The following is a 15,572-nucleotide window of genomic DNA, read 5'->3' as shown; positions in this document are numbered from 1 at the left end:
CGATAGGAAAGAGATGAAGACCACCATGCTCACAGCGAACACCTCGCTGTCTCCCGAGCGCACCCGACCCCTCTCCGTGACCTGGAGCGACGGCCGGCTGTCCGTGTCCGACGCGCCGAACGCCGACGCCGGCTCCGACGGCTACTTCGTACCGAGCCTGCCGGTCGAGGTCCACTGCCACGGCCTGGGCAACGTCGACTTCTCCGACTTCAGCCGGATGGACCTGAAGGAGCTCGACGAGGCCGCCCGGGCCGAGGGGATCGTCTGCATCCCCACGCTCTACCTCCGCCAGGAGCGCCTCGACGGCTTCGTCGGGTTCATGGGCGAGTTCTCCCGGATGCGCGCCGACGGCGAGCTCCCCCACATCGGGGCGATCGCCCTGGAAGGCCCGTTGGTCGCCAGCTTCGGCGGCACCCCGGCCAGCTCGGTCTGGGCGCCGTCCCGCGCGGAGTGGGAGAAGCTCGCGTCCTGCGGTCCGCTCGGCCTGGTCTACCTCATGGTCTCGCCCGACGCGCTGACGCCCGGCTCGTACCTCGCGCCGGCGCTGCCGGCGGGCTACCCGGACCTCGAGTGGATCGTCACCACCCTGGTGGAGCGCGGCGTCCGACCGGCGCTGGGCCACTTCACCCGGGAGGACCCCCAGCTGGGTGCCGACTGCGTGGAGACCGCGATCAGCGCGGCCGAGGCCGCGAACTTCCCCGGCCGGGGCGTCCGGGTCATCACGGACCACCTCTTCAACGAGATGCCGCTGCTGGTCAAGCACGCGTTCCGCACGTCCCGGGCGAAGGCCGAGCGCGACGCGGTCATCGCCTCGTACGACCTGCCCTCCTGGTCCCTCGCGGACCTGCACGAGCAGGTCGGCCCGGTGCCCGCCGCGATCATCCGCGCCGCGCACGCCGGCCGGATCACCGCCTGCCTCAACTTCGACGGCGAGCACGTCGACTTCGCGATCGCCAAGCGGGCGGTCGAGCTGGCCGGTCCTTCGAACATGATGCTGATGACGGACCGCAGCGACACCCCGGACCTGGGCGGCCAGCACCTCCACCGCGACGCCGAGAACTCCCTCTGGTACCAGCACGAGGGCGTCGTCGCGGCCGGCACCCAGCCGATCGACCAGCAGATCGCCAACGTCCGTGGCCTGGGCGTCTCGGAGTCCGACATCTGGCACCTGGTGTCCTTCACCGCCCACCGCACCTTCTTCCCGGACGTCGATCTGCTCGCCCGCGAGCCGGAGCGCGGCTGCTTCGTCATCGACGGCAAGCGGATCGCGGTCGGCTGATCCGACGGCTCGCAGGGGGGCTCGACCATGACCGTGTACGACCCCGACCCCGACTGCATCGTGTGCGTGTGCCGAGCGGTCTCCGAGGCGGAGATCGTCGCCGCGATCCGGGCGGGAGCGCACTCGCCGGCCGACATCGGCGCCCGCTGCCTGGCGGGCACGGGCTGCGGCGGCTGCGGTGAGGCACTCCAGGAACTGATCGAGGACTTCGGTCACTGACCACACCGAGGAACGGGGAAGGGCATTCATGGACACACCCGTCAACGAGGCGGTCCTGCAGGCATTCATGGGCACGCTGCCGCCGACCCCGCACATCCGGGTGGCCGAGTTCACCCCGGGCCGCCGGGAACTCGACACCGGCCGGCTGGAGGGCATGGAGACCATCTATGCCAAAGTCACCGGTCGGCGGCCGTCCATCGCCCTGGACCAGACGCAACCCGACCCCGCGGCATTCGGGGACGGGGAGCTGAACGGCATCTGGTGCGGCCGCAAGGAACCGTTCTCCGCGCCCGAGGAAGCCCTGGCGGTGCTGAACGGCTACTGCCGGGCGCTGGTCCCGCACGGCGCCCTGCACCTGGACATGGACCGTCCCCGCTGGAAGGACGGCGACACCGCCGACGAGTTCCTCGGCCTCCTCGCCACGACGGGGTTCCACCCCGAGCGGGTCGAGTGCGAGCCGGCCCGCATCCGCGTCCTCGCGATCAGGAAGTGGCGCTGCTGCGCTGACGGCCCCCGCCGACTGTACGACACCCACGCCGTCTAGTAGGAGCCCACCATGACGTCCCCGACGCAGCCCGCACCGCCCGACCGCTCGGTGTTCTGGCGGATCTGGACCGCGCACAGCACCAGTGCCTTCGGCACGGCCGTCACCACCGTCGCGATGCCGCTGGTGGCCGTCCTCGAACTGGACGCCAGCACCTTCGAGACGAGTGTGGTGGCGGCTGCGGGCATGTGCGCCTGGCTGCTGTTCGGGCTGCCGGCCGGGGTGATCGTGGACCGCCTCCCGCTGCGCCCCGTCCTCGTCGGCGCCGACCTGCTCAGGGCCGCGGCGCTGGTGTCGGTGCCGACCGCCGTCTACCTCGACGTGCTCACCCTCGCCCAACTCGTGATCGTCGCCTTCGTGATCAGCGTGGCGAGCGTGATCTTCGAGGTGGGCTACTCGACGTACCTGCCGGCGGTGGTCGCCAAGGAACGGCTGATCGCCGGCAACAGCATGATCCAGGGCAGCGAGTCGGTCTCCCAGATCGCGGGCCCGGCCCTCGGCGGCAGCCTGGTCCAGGCGCTCGGCGCCGCGTACAGCCTGATCGCGGACGTGGTCAGCTACGTCGTCTCGGCGACGCTGCTGATGACCGTCCCCTCGCCCCGCGGCGGCGGGGCGCGGAAGGCCGAGCGCAACATGGCGGCCGAGATCCGCGAGGGCATCGAGTACGTCCGGCGGCACCCGGTGATCAGCCGGCTGGTCTTCGTCGGCACCGGGTTCAACTTCGCCACCGCGGCGATCGACGCGCTCACCGCCGTCTTCCTCGTCCGCACGGTGGAGGCCGACTCCTACGTCGTGGGCTTCCTGATCGCCGGCCTGGGCCTGGGCGGGGTCCTCGGCGCGGCCGTCACCACCTCCCTGGTCAAGTGGCTGGGCGCCACCCGGGCGGCGGTCCTCACGCTGTTCGTCGCCCCGCTCTCCGCGCTGCTCATGCCGTTCACCTCCTCGGGCTGGGGCCTGTCCCTGTTCCTGCTGGGCAACGTGGGCTGGGGCGCCTGCACCGTCACCTTCGCCATCATCGGCCGCACCTACCGCCAGACGGCCGTCGCACCGGAGCTGCTGCCGCGCGTGGTGGCCACCGTCCGGTTCGTCTCCTGGGGCGTCTTCCCCATCGGCGCCCTGCTCGCGGGCGTGCTCGGCGAGGCCGTCGGCAACCGCACGGCCCTGTTGGCCTGCTGCCTGTGCACCCTGCTGATCCCCTTTCCGGTTCTCGCCTCCCCGCTTCGCAAGCGGCGCGACTTCCTCGACCCCGAGCCCGCCGCACCGGTCGAGCCCGTACGGTGAGCGGGCCCGCGCGGCGGGAGCCGTACGGTGCGTGACCCCTCCAGGAGCCGGAGCCCGGTTCCCGGAGGCCGTGCCGCCCACCGCGATTTGAGACAGCGTCAATTTCCGGCCCGATAGGGTCGATCGCGGCCATCCCAACGTCAGGCCCCTGCCACACCACCTCGGATTTCGGTTGGCCGCCGGTCAATCTTGGCCGGAAATCGGCGTGGTGACCGCATCGTTATTGAAAGCCCCCTCGACACGTTGTTATGGTCACGAACTGTCGTGATCAAGTCACACAGCTGGGGGCGATCTTGAACGAGACGACGCGGCGCCCGGACGACACGCGGCCTCCCGAGGAAGCCGCCCCGGGAGCCGGCCGCACCCCGGGAGCCGACGCGGACGGCGGCACCGGCTGGTCGCTCGCCCCGGTCGCGATGCTCCGCCACGCGGGCTACCCGCTCTCCCTGCTGGACCGCGTCGTCGCCCCCTCGACCACCCGCGCCGCCGACACCGCGCTCACCCTGCGGGACGAAGCCGCCGAGCTGGGACGCCGGTTGAAGGCGGCGCTGCGCGCGGAGCGGGCCGGCACCCGGGGCGACCTCGCCTCCGGCGTCGGCATGCTCCGCCCCTTCCCGCCCGCCGACCTCGCCCGGCTCGAAGCCGAACTCGGCCCGGCCGCCCTGGACCTCGCCAAGCGCTACCAGGACGCGGCGCAGGCCCTGGACGCCCACTGGACGACCTTCGAGCAGGAGCACGCCGCCGACCTCGCCCACGCCCGCCGCACCGTGGTGGACCTGTTCCGCGAACCCTCCCTCCAGCAGGTCCTGCTGCTGTCCAACGACGCCCGTTTCGAGGAGTTCACCGCCTGGATCGCCTCCGGCGGCGAGGGGTCGGACGGGCACGTCCGGCGGATGACCGACCTGCTCGCCATGTACCTCCAGCGGGTCACCACCAAGAACGAGACCCACTCGCACTTCGGCCCGCTCGCGGTCGCCCGGACGGCGCCGGAGGGCACCGCCGCCGCCGGCGTCAGCTGGTCCACCGGCCCGCTGCGCCGGATCGCCCTGCTCAGCCACTGGGCGGGCGAGGCGCTGGCCGAGGTGTTCAGCGCCCGGCCGGAGACCTTCGAGACGGTGCGCCCCCGCCGGCGGCCGCTCGCCTTCGCCGAGGGCCCCGTGGTCCGGCTGTACGCCTTCGAGACCACCACCGGCATGCCGGACGGCTGGCGCTTCGTCGCGGTGAAGTCCGACACCTTCGACGCCGATCGCTCCTGGCTCTGGGAGCACTGCGACGGAGAGCGCACGGTGGCGCAGCTGCGCGCCGGCTGGGCCCGGCGCCCGGACCGCCCCGCCGACCGGAGCTTCGACCGGGTGCTGGCCGAACTCGTCGACCAGGACTGGCTGATCGGGCGCTGGGAGATCCCGATCGGGTCCACCGACGTGCTGCGCTCACTGGCCGGCCACCTCGCCGACGACTCCCCCGACCGCGCCGTGGTGCGCCGCTTCGAGGACGGGCTGCGCCGCTTCGCCGAGGGCCCGACGGCCGAGCGCGCGGCCCTGCTCGGCGAGCTCAAGGCGACCTTCGAGGAGGTCACCGGCGCCGCCGCCAACCGCTCCGAGGGCCGCCACTACGCGGACCGCGCCATCCTCTACGAGGAGGCGTACAGCCCGGTCCGGGACGTCGTCCTGGGCCCGGACGTCGCCGGGCTGATCGGCCGCGAGCTGTCCGCGGTCTACGACCTGACGCTGCTCGTCCCCCGGCTGCGCGTGCGCCGCGAACTGGCGATCCTGCACCGCTGGACGGCGCGGCGCTTCGGCCTCGGCACACCCGTACCGCTGCCGGACTTCTACGCCGCCTTCTTCGCCGACAAGCCGCGGCTGGCCGGGGAGTGCGAGGAGGTGGACCGGGAGATCGCGGCGCTCGACCGGGAGGTCGTCGACCTGCTGCTGGACGGCGCCGAGGACGGCCGGCACGAGAGCGTCGTCGACCGGGCCCGACTGGAGGAGCTGCTCGCCCGCCACCCGGACACCCCGCCCGCGCTGTGCAACCCGGACGTCATGCTCGCCGCGCCGGACGCCGCCGCGATCGCCCGCGGGGACTTCCTCGCCGTCGTCGGCGACTGCCACGCGGTGCGCGAGGCGCTCACCCACTCCAGCTTCGCCCCGATGCTCCAGGCCGAGGCGCCGGAGCTGCTCGACGAGATCCACGCCCGCTACCGGGGACTGCTCGACGAGGACGAGGTGCTGGTCGACCTCTCCCGCTCGCACCCCGACAAGACCGGCGCCCAACTCACGTATCCCTGCCCGGACCTGGAGGTGTACGGGCTCTCCCCGAAGGCCCGCGGCGACGTCCTCCAGCCCGGCGGCCTGTACCTGGTGGCCACCCCCGAGCGGGTGGAACTGCGCGCCCACGGCGTCGAGGGCCGGCTGAAGCTGCTCGCCCCGCTGGCCGGCGGCCCCAGCATCCGCCAGGACCCGCTCTCCCCGTTCGCCTTCCCCCGGCACTTCGGCGGCGTCGGCGTCCGTGACCGGGACCGCGACCACGTGCCCCGGATCCGCTGCGGCCGGATCGTGCTGCACCGGGAGCGCTGGCGCGTCCCCGCCGAGGCCCTGCGCGGCTGGAGCCCCGGCGTCCACCGGTCCAAGGGCGACGCCGCCGAGTTCGCCGCCGCCCGCCGGCTGCGCCGCGAACTCGGCCTGCCGCGCCGCGGCTTCCTGAAGATCCCCGGCGAGCCGAAACCGGTCTACGTCGACTGGGACTCGCCCCTCATCGTCCGGCAGGTCTTCCGGCTCGCCCGGAGGACGGCCGCTCCCCTGGAGTTCAGCGAAATGCTCCCCGCCCCGGAGCACCTCTGGCTCGACATCGACGGAGAACGTCACACCAGCGAGCTGCGCTGTGCGGTCTTCTCGCGCCGTCCCCACTGAGTGCTCCACGTCGAGGACCCCACGCCCTCACCGACCGAAGGCACGGCCATGACCAAGAGCTGCATCGTCCAGTTGCCCTTCCCCTCCAGCCACGACCCCGACCCCAACCTGTCGCGCTACTACGACGACTACGACCGGCGCTTCCGGGCCCTGCTGCCCGAGTACTTCATCCCGACCGACGGCCTGTGGGAGATGCCGCTGTGGGTCGCCCACCTGACCGCCCTGCTGAACACCGCGGGCCTGGACTCCGTCTTCCGCGACCTGTCCCGGACCCCGGCCGAGCCGGAGGACTGCGCCGAGCCGCTGCTCGACGCGACCGCCCCCGGTGACCTGGTCCTGATGTCCCCGCTCGCCCAGAACCTCCGCCTCGCGCTGGAGGTGGCCAAGCGGCTGGAGCACGCCGGGCGGCGCGTCGTCCTCGGCGGGAACATGGCCCCGCTCGCCCCGGACGGCGCCGTGCACGCCGTGCACCGCGGCCAGCTCGACGCCACCTTCGTGCGCCGGCTGGTCGAACTCGCCTCCGGGTCCGGCGGCAGCCTGGAGAAGCCCCTGCTGCCCGGCCTGGTGTCCGACCGGATCACCTGGGCGCCGGACTACCGCCACCTCGGCGGCTACCAGGGCCGGGTGCCGCTGCTGCGGCTCAACGCCAGCCACGGCTGCCTGTACCAGTGCTCGTTCTGCGGCGACGCCTGGAGCAAGCAGCTCACCCTGGTCGCCAAGGACGCGCTCGCCCAGGAGGTGGACGAGCTGACCAGCCGGTTCCCGGACACCCGGCTCTTCTACATCGGGGACAAGACCTTCGGCCAGTCCCGCGAGGCCGTCGCCAACCTGCTGGACGTCTTCCGGGACCGCCCCGGCTACCGCTTCATCGTGCAGACCCACGTGATGCAGGTGAAGGAGTGGATCGTCGAGGCCATGCTCGAACTCGGCGTCGTCGCCGTGGAGCTCGGCTTCGAGTCCGCCGACTCGCAGATGCTGAAGCGGCTCAACAAGCTCTCCCGCGGCCTGGACGACTACACTTCGAAGATCCGTCAACTCAGCGACGCCGGGCTGAAGATCGTCCTCAACATGATGGGCGGCCTGGACGAGGAGACGGAGGCCGCGCACGGCCAGACCGTCAGCTGGATGCGGGAGAACGAATCGGCGCTGTGGCTCTTCAACCTCTACAACTTCGTCCCGTACCCGCTCACCCCGGACTTCCCCCGGCTGCGCGAGCGCATCTTCAACTGGGACTTCGCCGACTGGCGGGAGGACGCCCCGGTCGTCTACCGGCCCCGGCACCTGTCCCCGGAGGACAGCTGGGAGCTGTTCCAGGAGAAGATCGCCGCCGCGCACGCCATCATCCGCGACCCGCTGCCCGCCGCCGCACCCGTCGCACCCGCCGTGCAGGAGAACTGACATGACCGAGCTGCCCGACTTCGAAGCGCTCCAGAACAGCGTCAAGCCCGAGGACTTCGAGCAGGACCCGCTGCCGGGCTGGGCCGGCGTCGGCACCCTCTTCGGCGCCCCCACCACCACCGCCGACCAGGTCGACGTCGGCGAGCGGGGCTGGGTGGTGTCCGGCGTGCCCTTCGACGCCACCGCCAGCTCCCGCCCCGGCGCCGCGGAGGGGCCGCGGGCGATCCGCCAGGCCAGCCTGGTCTTCTCCAGCTACCTCACCAGCCTCGGCCAGTGGCGGATGCTGGACACCCGCACCGGGCAGACCTTCCGCTACCACGCGCCCCGCGTCGCGGACGCCGGCGACCTGCACATCTACCCGACGGACACGGTGAAGACCTTCCAGGCCGTCGCCGCCGAGAGCCGCCGGCTCAGCCGCAACGCCCCGAACCTGGTCTTCCTCAACGGCGACCACTCGTGCACCTTCCCCACCTTCGCCGGCTTCCGCGCCGGACGGCTCGACCGCGGCGCCGGCCGGGTGGGGTTCGTCAACATCGACCACCACTTCGACTTCGGCAACTGGAGCACCCTGCACGGGCCGCTCTACCACGGCTCCAACTCCCGCCGGATCAGCGAGATCCCGCAGATGCGCCCGGAGGACATCGCCTTCGTCGGCGTGGGGGACGTGACCAAGTACGACCAGTTCCGCGGCCTGATCGACAGCGGCTTCCACGTCGTGCCCGGCTCCCAGATCACCCGGGACGGCGCCGCCGCGGCCCTGCGCCCGGTGATCGAGGAGCTCGGCTCGCGCTGCGACACCGTCTACGTCTCGCTCGACATCGACGTGCTCGACAGCGCCGCGGCGACCGGCACCGGGCACGTCACCATGGGCGGCATCGGCATCGGCGACCTCCTCGACGTCTACGAGGAGCTGCGGGCGCTGCCCGTCGGCGCCGTCGACATCGCCGAGATCGCGCCCCGCTACGACCCGTCGGGCGGCACCGCGCAGATCGCCGCCCGGCTGCTCTTCGAGTTCCTGTTCCGCACCGAGGGAGCCCCGGCCGAACTCGCGCCCTGGGCCCCCGGCCCCACCTCCGCACCCCTGGAGCACCGGTGAGATTCACGCCCCACGAAGCGCAGTTCGACTGTTCCCGGCTGGTCTCCGGGGCCCCCGCCGAGCGCGAGCAGGCGCTGGACGCCCTCGCCGCCGAGGCCGTCGAGGTCATCCACCGGGTCGGCTACGCGGTCTTCCGGATCGGCCGGCTCCGGCTCGGGATCGAGGACAGCCGCCGGCTGTCCACCGGCATCGTCGAGCGCGTGCGCACCGCGCTGATCGCCCGCGGCGCCCCCGCGCGGATGCGGCTGGAGGTCGACCGGGCGCAGCGGACCTACGTGCCCGAGGGCTACACCACCCGGACCCTGCTGCCCCACCACGACGGCCAGCACTGCTCGTACCTGACGCCCAGCCTCCAGGACGCCCCCGACTGGGACCCGGCCCGGCGCACCTACGGCGACTCCGGGTACACCACCACCCCCGCGCACAAGATGTACCAGGGCATCTTCCTGCCCGAGGTCGGCGAGGGGCTGAGCGTCACCACGTACTACGACTGGCTCGGCGTGATCGACGACGTGCTGGAGCGGCGCGGCATCGACCGCGGGGACGACCCGGCGGCCACCGCGGCCCGCTGGCTCGGCGACAACCTGAGCCGCGGCCTGGCGCGCCAGTCGGAGCACGGCTGCGCCTACCCCTCGGTGGGCGCCATGCTCGGGCTGGAGGAGCCGTTCTGGCACGGCCTGTCCTTCCACCACAGCGAGGCGGTGCTGACCAAGGAGGAGCGGCGGCGCTACCCCGCCGCGGTGCTGCTGGCCCAGGGCTGCGCCTGCGGCGAGTGCCGGGGCGAGGCGGCCCGGCTCTTCTGCCACCAGCTGCTGACGGCCACCGGCCTGACCTGGGCGGCGTTCCGCCGGCGCTGGGAGGTGCTCGCCCCGGGCGAGCACTGCGACCTGCTGCTCGGCCACAACCTGACCATGCTGCACGGCGGCCTGGCCGGCGGCGCGGGGCGGATCATCGAGCCGCTCTGCCTGGTCGTCGACGACCCGTCCGGTCCCGAGTACGAGCGCTGGCTGGCCGCCTCCTGGCGGCGCACCCTGCCCGGAGCCGGCTGATGCGGGGGGCGCCCGCCACCCTGGCCACCCCGGTCGACCTGCACCTGCACACCCGGCACTCGGACGGGGACGAGGCCCCGGCCGAGCTGGCCCGGCGGTGCGTGGAGGCCGGGCTGCGGGTCGCCGCCGTGACGGACCACAACACCGTCGCGGGCGTCGCCGCCTTCGAGCGGGCCGCCGGCGGGCGCCTCACCGTGGTACCGGCCTGCGAGATCACCACCAGCTGGCGCGGCGAGGAGACCCACTGCCTCGCCTACTTCGTCGACCCCGGCGACGAACCGTTCCGGCAGCGGATCGGGCGCGTCCACGACGCCGAACTGGCCTGGTGGCGCACCTGGACCGACCGGGCGCAGTCCCTCGGCGTGCCGCTCGACCGGGCGGACGTCGAACGCCGCATCGGCGGCGACCGGGTGGCCTACGTCAACGACTACCTGGCCCTGCTGCTGGAGGCGGCGCGGGACGACCCCCGGTTCGCCCCGTACGCCGACGGCGACGACCGGTTCGCCCGGTTCATCGCCGACTGGTGCCGGCCCGGTCGGCCGCTGCACGTCGAACACCCGGTCAACCCCGACCTGGTGGACGTGCTGTCCTGGATCGGGCAGGCGGGCGGGGTCGCCGTCCTCGCCCACCCCGGCCCGCACACCGCCGGGCTGGCCGCCCCGGAGTGCGCGGCGCTGCTGGAGCCGCTGCGCGCGGCCGGGCTGGCCGGGCTGGAGGTGTGGACCAGCTGGCACACCCCGGCGGACAGCGCCCGGCTCGCCGAGGCGGCCGAGCGGCTCGGCCTGGTCGCCACCGCCGGGTCCGACTACCACGGGGTGCGGGTCAAGCCGTGGGCGCCGCGCCCCGGCCTGCTGCCCGCGCTGCCCGCCGAGCCGCTGGCCGTCCTGGACGCCCTGCACGACCGGCGCCCGGTCGGCGGCACCGCTGTCCGGGCCGGCACCGCCACTGTTCCCGGCACCGCCTCCGTTCCCCGCGCCGCCACGACCGACGCCCCCCGTCCGCACGAGTCCCCGTCCGCACGAGTCCCCAGGTGAGGCTGTGACCACCGTCAACGACCCCCAGACCAGCACCGAGCCCGGTGCGCGCGTCGCCTGGCAGCTCGCGCCGGTCGTCGTGCTCCGCCAGGCCGGCTTCCCGATGGAACTGCTCGCGCCGCTGGCCGACCCGGCCGCCGCCGAGGAGGCCCGCGACCTGGTCGACCAGGGCCTGCGGCTGAAGGCCCTGGCCGACGAGTTCAAGGCCGCCCTGCGCCGGCACCCGGTGCCCGGCGCGGCCAGGCTGTCCTCCCCCGCCGGCTTCCTGCTGCCCGTCCCCGAGGCCGAACTCGCCGCCGCGGCCGCCGCGGTACCCGACGCGGCGGCCGCCACGCTGCACGCCTACCAGGACGCCGCCCGGCGGTTCGCCGAGGAGCAGACCGCGTTCGCCGCCCGGCACCAGGACCGCCTCGACCGGGCCGGGGCCGCCGTGGTCGAGGCCTTCGGCGACGAGCGCCTGCGGCAGGTCCTGCTGCTCTCCAACGACTCCGCCTACCCCACCTTCGCCGCCTGGCTCGACGCCCACGACGGCAAGGCCGGCCGGCGCACCCGCAAGATGACCGACCTGCTCACCATGTACCTCCAGCGGGTCACCACCAAGAACGAGACCCACTCGCACTTCGGCCCCTACACCCCCGGCCGGGTCGGCACCGCCCCCGGCATCACCTGGTCCGGCGAACGGGAGCTGGAACGGCGGGCGCTGTTCAGCCACTGGGCCGCCGAGAAGCTCGCCCAGAGCGCCGCCGCCGTCCCCGGCCTGCTCGACCACGCCCGGCCCCGGCGCCGCCCGCTGTCCTTCCTGCGCGACGGCCGGATCGACCTGTACGCCTTCACCACCCGCGACGGCCTGGACACCGACTGGGACTTCCAGCACCTCGGCGGCCGCCCGGTGGAACCGTACGAGGCCTGGCTGTGGGAGCACTGCGACGGCGAACGCACCCTGCGCGAGCTACGGCGGGCCTGGCAGGACGAACTGCGCTGCCCCGTCCCCTTCGACAAGGTGCTCGGCGAACTCGCCGACCTCGACTGGCTGGTCGTCGAGTTCGAGATCCCGATCGGCGACCACCGGCCGCTGGCCGCCCTGCGCGAGCAACTGCTCGACGCCCCGGCCGACTCGGCCGCCCCGCTGCTCACCGCGATCGACGGCTTCGAGGCCGACCTGGCCCGCTTCGCCCGGCTGCCGCTGCCCGAGCGCGCGGCCGCGCTCGCCGAGTCCAAGGCCCGCTTCGAGGAGCTGACCGGGGGCCCCGCCAACCGCAACAGCGGCCTGCACTACGCCGACCGCAGCATCCTCTTCGAGGAGGCCCGGGGCCGGCCGGCCGACCTGACCGTCGGCCCGGACCTCGCCCGCTTCATCACGGACGAGCTGTCCATCGTCTACGAGACCGTGCTGGCCGGCCCCCGCCTGCGGATGCGGCGCGAACTGGTCATCCTCACCCGGTGGGTGGCCGAGCGGTTCGGCCCCGGGGTGGAGATCCCGCTGGACGTCCTCTACGCCGAGTTCTTCCGCGACCGGGACGCCATCGCCCGGGAGTGCCTCGCCGTGGAGGCCGAACTCGCCGAACTGGACCGGGCGATCGGCGCCGCCCTGCTCGGCGAGGCCGCGACGGACCCGGACCGCTCCGAGGTCGTGGTGGACCGGGAGCGGATGGCGGCCGTCCTCGCCGCCCAGCCGAGCAGCCCGCCCGCGGTCTGCGACCCGGACATCCTGTTCGCCGCCCGCAGCCGGGAGGACCTGGCCGAGGGCCGGTTCACCGCCGTCATCGGCGACTGCCACGCGGTGCGGGAGGTCATCACCCACACCAGCTTCGGCCCGCTGATCCAGGAGCACACCCCCGAACTGCTCTCCGAGGTGTACCGCGGCTACCGGTCGCTGCTCGCCGACGACGAGGTGCTCGCCAACCTGTCCCGCGGCCACCCCGACAAGTCCTCCACCCAGCTCGTCTACCCCTGCCACGACCTGGAGGTCTACGGCCGCTCCGCGCAGTCCCGCGACCGGGTGCTGCAGCCCTCCCAGCTGTACCTGGTGCTGCGCGACGGCCGACTGGAGCTGCGCGCCCACGGCGTCGAGGGCCGGCTGCGCCTGATGGCGCCCCCGGCCGGCGGCCCGAGCATCCGGCAGGACCCGCTCTCCCCGTTCGCCTTCCCCCGCCACTTCGGCGGCGCCGGGCTGGACGCCCCCGACCTGGCGCACATCCCCCGCATCCGCTGCGGCCGCGTCGTGCTGCAGCGCGAGACCTGGCGCATCCCCGCCGCCCGGCTGCGCGACACCACGGCCCTCGGCCGGCAGAAGGGCCGCGACGACGCCGCCCAGTTCGTCGCCGCCTGCCGGCTGCGCGCCGAGCACCGGCTGCCCCGGCACGTCTTCGTGAAGGTCCCCGGCGAGCCGAAGCCGGTCTACGTCGACTGGGAGTCCCCCCTGCTGGTGCGCCAGCTGGGCCGGCTGGCCGCCAAGGCCGAGGGCACCCTGGAGATCTCCGAGATGCTGCCCGCCCCCGACCAGCGCTGGCTGGAGGTGGACGGCCACCGGTACACCAGCGAGCTGCGCTGCGCCGTCTTCTCGGCGGGGCGGCCCGACCCGGCGGAGCGGCCCGACCCGGCGGAGCCGCGCGGGTGAGCACCGACACCACCGTCCGCCCCGGCTCCGGCTACCACCGGGTCATCGGCGCCGCGGCCTCCTCCGCGGTCGGCGACGGCATGCGCTTCGCCGCACTGCCGCTGCTGTCCACCGCGGTGCTGCACGACGCCTTCCAGGTCTCCGCGGTCACCGCCGCGACCACGGTGCCCTGGCTGCTGTTCGGCCTGCCCGCCGGGGCGTACGCCGACCGCTTCGAGCGGCGCCTGCTGATGGTCCTCGCCGACCTGCTGCGCGCCGCGGTGCTGATCCTCGCCGTCGTGCTGCTCGCCGCCGGCTGGCTGACCTTCTGGCCGCTGCTCACCGCCGCGTTCCTGCTGGGCGTCGGCGAGGTGCTGTTCGACTGCGCGTCCTTCGCCCTGCTGCCCGGCGTCGTCCCCAAGGAGCGGCTGGAGTCGGCGAACGGCCGGCTCTTCGCGGTCCAGACGGTCGGCCGCGACCTGCTCGGGCAGGTGGTCGGCGGCGTGCTGTTCACGGTCGGCCGGGCGGTCCCGCTGCTGATCGACGCGGTCTCCTTCCTGCTCTCCGCGGCGCTGCTGCGCGGGGTGCGCGGCTCCCGGCCCGAGCCCCGGCCCACGGCCGACCGGCCCCGCCTGCTCGCCGACATCCGCGAGGGCGTCGTGCTCGTCCTGCGCGACCCCCTGCTGCGCGCCCTGACCGTCTCCGCCGGCGTGATCAACGCCGTCTACCTGGGCCAGATCGCCGTCTTCGTCATCCTGGTGCGCGACGTGCTGGAGCTCCCGGACGCCGCGTACGGGGCGCTGCTGGCCGCCGGGGCGGTCGGCGGCGTGGTCGGCAGCACGGTCGCGAGCCGGCTGACCACGGCGGTCGGCCGGGTCCCCGCGCTGGTCGGCAACCTGGCCCTGATGGGCGTCGCCGGGCTGGCGGTGGCCGCCACCGACCGGGTCGCCGTGGTCACCGTCGCCTACTGCGTCACCGGCTTCGCCCTGATGGTGTGGAACGTCGTCGCCGTCTCGCTGCGCCAGACGATCATCCCGGACCGGATGCTCGGCCGGGCCACCGGCGTCTACCGGCTGTTCGCCTGGGGCACGATGCCCCTCGGCGCGCTGGTCTTCGGCCGGGTGAGCGCCTCGGCCGGGCCGCGCGCCGCGTTCGCCCTCGGCGGCGTGGTCACCCTGCTGACCTGCCTGCCGATCGCCTACACCCTGCTGCGGGACGGCAGGATGACCGACAGCAGCGTGACCGACCGTCGCAAGACCCCCGAGGATGCAGCATGAGTGAGCGTTTCGCCGTACTGGACCGGCTGGCCGAGCAGTGGGGCCTGAGCGGTCTGGAACTCGTCGGCAAGGGCCTGGAGTTCACCGTCTTCCGGGCGCAGGGGCGGGACGGCGGGCCGGTCGCCGTCCGGCTCGCGCACCGGCGCTTCGACTCCAACGCCAACGACCCGCACGTGGACACCCGCGCCCTGCTCGTCCAGGAGTACGCCGTCGCCCGGCACCTGGCCGAGCACGGCCTGCCGGTCGCCCGGGCCCGGGAGCTGGTCCTCGCCGACGATCCGAACTCCCCCGACGTGCTGCTCTCCGACTACGTCCCGGACGACGGCTCCCCGCTCGACTCCCACGCGCTCGGCCGGCTCCTCGCCCGGCTGCACCGGGTACCCCCGCCGCGGCTGCACCCCGTCGCCGCCGAGGGCGGCACCACCGCCGACGCCCTCATCGGCCGGATAGGCCGCCGCTGGGCCGAACTCGCCCGCCTCGTCGACGACTGGCCCGAGCCCCCGACCGCCGGCCTGCTCGCCCGGCACCTCTCCTCCCTCACCGAGGACAGCCTGCTCCACCTGGACGTCCGCAGCTCCAACATCCGCCGCCACCAGGGCCGCACCACCGCCCTCCTGGACTGGTCCAACGCCCTCCTCGGCACCCCCGCCCTGGAGTTCGGCCGGCTGGCCGAGTACGCCCGCTACCCGGAGAACGACCTCGACCCGGCCGCCCTCCGCGCCGGCTACGCCACCGTCGCCCCCGCCCCCGCCGAGGACGACCCCTGCCTCCTCGCCTGCCGCCTGGACGCCGCCCTGATGCTCGCCCTGGTCTTCCTCTCCGAGGCCCCCGACCCCACCCGCGGCCCCGCCGCCGCCACCCACGCCCGCACCCTCGCCCAGCGCCTCACCTGA

The 15,572-nt window shown here is 74.0% G+C and carries 12 protein-coding genes; all 12 read left to right on the top strand.

Annotated features, from left to right (window positions below; genetic code table 11):
• Positions 1–13 precede the first annotated feature (13 nt).
• Positions 14–1,279: a hypothetical protein gene (locus tag ACZ5GH_RS27675; protein WP_464335570.1), complete on the top strand. Its 1,266-nt coding sequence runs from the start codon at positions 14–16 to the stop codon at positions 1,277–1,279.
• Positions 1,280–1,306: 27 nt separating this feature from the next.
• Positions 1,307–1,498 carry a (2Fe-2S)-binding protein gene (locus ACZ5GH_RS27670; RefSeq protein ID WP_387758608.1) on the top strand — a complete coding sequence of 64 codons (192 nt, stop codon included), beginning with the start codon at positions 1,307–1,309 and terminating at the stop codon, positions 1,496–1,498.
• Between the two features lie 28 nt (positions 1,499–1,526).
• Positions 1,527–2,042, top strand: a complete 516-nt coding sequence (locus tag ACZ5GH_RS27665; protein ID WP_464335569.1) for a hypothetical protein — start codon at positions 1,527–1,529, stop codon at positions 2,040–2,042.
• 12 nt (positions 2,043–2,054) lie between these two features.
• Entirely contained in the window at positions 2,055–3,323 is a 1,269-nt protein-coding gene (locus ACZ5GH_RS27660) for an MFS transporter (RefSeq protein ID WP_464335568.1), read from the top strand.
• Positions 3,324–3,616: 293 nt separating this feature from the next.
• A complete protein-coding gene (locus tag ACZ5GH_RS27655; protein WP_464335567.1) occupies positions 3,617–6,229 on the top strand; it encodes a lantibiotic dehydratase in 2,613 nt (870 codons plus the stop codon).
• A gap of 48 nt (positions 6,230–6,277) precedes the next feature.
• On the top strand, positions 6,278–7,627 hold the full coding sequence (locus ACZ5GH_RS27650; RefSeq protein ID WP_464335566.1) for a B12-binding domain-containing radical SAM protein: 1,350 nt from the start codon (positions 6,278–6,280) through the stop codon (positions 7,625–7,627).
• Position 7,628: 1 nt separating this feature from the next.
• Positions 7,629–8,723 (top strand): arginase family protein, encoded by a 1,095-nt coding sequence (locus ACZ5GH_RS27645; protein WP_387758601.1) that lies wholly within the window; start codon positions 7,629–7,631, stop codon positions 8,721–8,723.
• A complete protein-coding gene (locus ACZ5GH_RS27640) occupies positions 8,720–9,772 on the top strand; it encodes a hypothetical protein (protein ID WP_387758600.1) in 1,053 nt (350 codons plus the stop codon). The genes ACZ5GH_RS27645 and ACZ5GH_RS27640 overlap by 4 nt, the downstream gene beginning before the upstream one ends.
• Entirely contained in the window at positions 9,772–10,806 is a 1,035-nt protein-coding gene (locus tag ACZ5GH_RS27635; protein ID WP_387758599.1) for a PHP domain-containing protein, read from the top strand. Before ACZ5GH_RS27640 ends, ACZ5GH_RS27635 begins: the two co-directional genes overlap by 1 nt.
• 4 nt (positions 10,807–10,810) lie before the next feature.
• Positions 10,811–13,423 (top strand): lantibiotic dehydratase, encoded by a 2,613-nt coding sequence (locus ACZ5GH_RS27630; RefSeq protein WP_387758597.1) that lies wholly within the window; start codon positions 10,811–10,813, stop codon positions 13,421–13,423.
• Positions 13,420–14,679: an MFS transporter gene (locus ACZ5GH_RS27625; RefSeq protein ID WP_387758595.1), complete on the top strand. Its 1,260-nt coding sequence runs from the start codon at positions 13,420–13,422 to the stop codon at positions 14,677–14,679. Before ACZ5GH_RS27630 ends, ACZ5GH_RS27625 begins: the two co-directional genes overlap by 4 nt.
• On the top strand, positions 14,676–15,572 hold the full coding sequence (locus tag ACZ5GH_RS27620) for a phosphotransferase family protein (protein WP_464335565.1): 897 nt from the start codon (positions 14,676–14,678) through the stop codon (positions 15,570–15,572). The genes ACZ5GH_RS27625 and ACZ5GH_RS27620 overlap by 4 nt, the downstream gene beginning before the upstream one ends.

Source organism: Kitasatospora sp. Xyl93 (assembly GCF_055383135.1).
The sequence above is the reverse complement of the archived record's forward strand: the minus strand, read 5'-3'. Positions and strand labels throughout refer to the sequence as shown.